General features: G+C 36.7%; 1 protein-coding gene. It reads left to right on the top strand.

Annotated elements, in window-relative coordinates; translation table 11 throughout:
- The first annotated feature begins 21 nt into the window (after positions 1-21).
- The gene (locus ACNI3T_RS04925; protein ID WP_418226874.1) at positions 22-1,938 is read left to right on the top strand and encodes a putative porin; all 1,917 of its coding nucleotides are present in this window, start codon (positions 22-24) and stop codon (positions 1,936-1,938) included.
- Positions 1,939-2,163 lie beyond the last annotated feature (225 nt).

The following is a 2,163-nucleotide window of genomic DNA, read 5'->3' as shown; positions in this document are numbered from 1 at the left end:
TTTGCATTATAGCTAATTCACATGAGAGGTCTTTTTCTTTGCTTTTTTATTTTATTTACTTCGGTTCTATTCTCCCAAACAAGGCTGGGAGGTAGACCGGGTGAAAACGGGAAAGAAAGCGATGAGCAGAAAAAACAAGATAGCATACCGCCGGTAGACCTTTATAAGATTATTTCTGTGAAGAATGACACTACTCACCTGGATACCACGCTTACCATACTTAAGGATTACAAGTTCAACTATCTTAGAAAAGATAATTTTGAGCTATTACCATTTTCAAATACCGGGCAAACTTACAATACCCTTAGTTATACCGAGGATAATACGAAAGCATTTCCTGGTTTTGGGGCAGAAGCAAGGCATTACAATTTTATGGAAGTGGACGATATTAACTATTATCAGGTTCCAACACCATGGACACAGCTTTATTTTAAAACCGTACCGGAACAAGGGCAGCAGCTCGATGCATTATTTACAATCAATACTTCTAAGAACCTGAATATGTTTATAGCGTATAAGGGAACGAGGGCATTAGGTAAATATCAGAATATTTTGACCAGCACTGGAAATCTTAGAATGGGGTTCTCCTATAATACAAATAATGATAGGTATCGTATAAAAGCACATTTCGTTTCTCAGGATCTAATGAATGAGGAAAACGGGGGTCTTGATAGCCTTGCAGTGCTTCAATATATTGCGGAGGAAGAAGAGTTCGATGATAGATCTGTACTCGATGTCAAATATGAGGATGCTAAGAGTACTCTCTTTGGGAAAAGGTTTTTTATTGATCATGAATATGAACTAACAGATCCCATGGATTCCACCAATAATCTGAGTATTTCTCACATCTTTGATCATAGTTATAAAAAGTTTGTCTTTAATCAGGAAACTGCTGAAAATACTCTATATGGTGATTCTTTTGAGGCTACTAATCTACAAACATCTACTCGACTATATACAACGTTTAATGAAGTCGCAGTAAATTTTCAAAATGATGTACTTGGAAAACTCTCTGTAAAAGCCGGACATACTAATTATGACTATGGATATAACGCCGTCTATATAACAGAGGAATCTGTAGTAGGCAATAAACTTTTCGGAGATTTATTACATCTGGCTGCTACTTATCAGGAGCGTATCGGTGATTTTGATCTTAAAGCTGCAGGACGACTCAACCTCGATGATGATTTTTCCGGTAATTATCTGAATATTTCCGCCGGCTATGAATTCGATGATAAAAATAGTATCCGTTTCGGCTTCGATCAAAATAGCAGTTTGCCCAATTTCAATTTTCTGCTCTATCAGAACGATTATATAAATTATAACTGGCAGAACGATTTCGATAATGTAAGTTCACAGAGGTTATACGCCAGACTTTCTTCTGAAAAGTATGCGAACGTAAATTTTTCATTATCACAAATTGATAACTATACGTACTTTGCTGAAAATGAAAATGGGTCGGTAAAGCCTTTTCAATATGATCAGCCGGTTAGGCACTTAAAGCTGAAGGCTGAAAAAGAATTTGATTTTGGTCTCTTCGGAAGCTACAATACTATAATGTATCAGAATGTCCTGGAGGGAACAGGCGTTCTGAATGTTCCAGACCTGGTTACAAGGAATTCTATTTACTATAAGGACTTCTGGTTCGATAAGGCGCTTTATCTTCAAACAGGTTTCACTTTTAAGTATTTTACGAAGTTTGAAGCGAATGCCTATGATCCAATCCTGGCAGAATTTTATGTTCAGAATGAAGAAGAGATTGGTGGATTTCCTGTAGTGGACTATTTCTTCAATGCAAAAGTGGACAAAGCAAGGATCTTCTTTAAGTTGCAGCATTTAAATTCTCTGGTTACCGGGAACAACAATTTCTCTGCTCCAGACTATCCATATACCGACTTTCTTGTAAGATTTGGCCTGGTTTGGGATCTTTTCCTGTAGTATTCTTAATGTTGAAATTATCATATCAAGAGCCTGTTTGATTTTTAGTTGCTGAATTGATATCAAAATGCCGTCATCTGTTCTATTTTAAGCAGCTTATCTCTGAAGTCTTTGCGGTTCGCATAAATCGAATATTTTCTTGAGAAAGTCATTGTGTAATTAAAATTGGGGTGTATATTTGCAGCCGCTTTGGGAGCAAGGCGTATGTTCGTTGAGAGTAGTAAT

Origin of the sequence: Christiangramia qingdaonensis, from assembly GCF_048381525.1 — a bacterium.
Taxonomy (GTDB): domain Bacteria; phylum Bacteroidota; class Bacteroidia; order Flavobacteriales; family Flavobacteriaceae; genus Christiangramia.
This window is presented reverse-complemented; position numbering and strand designations above follow the sequence as displayed.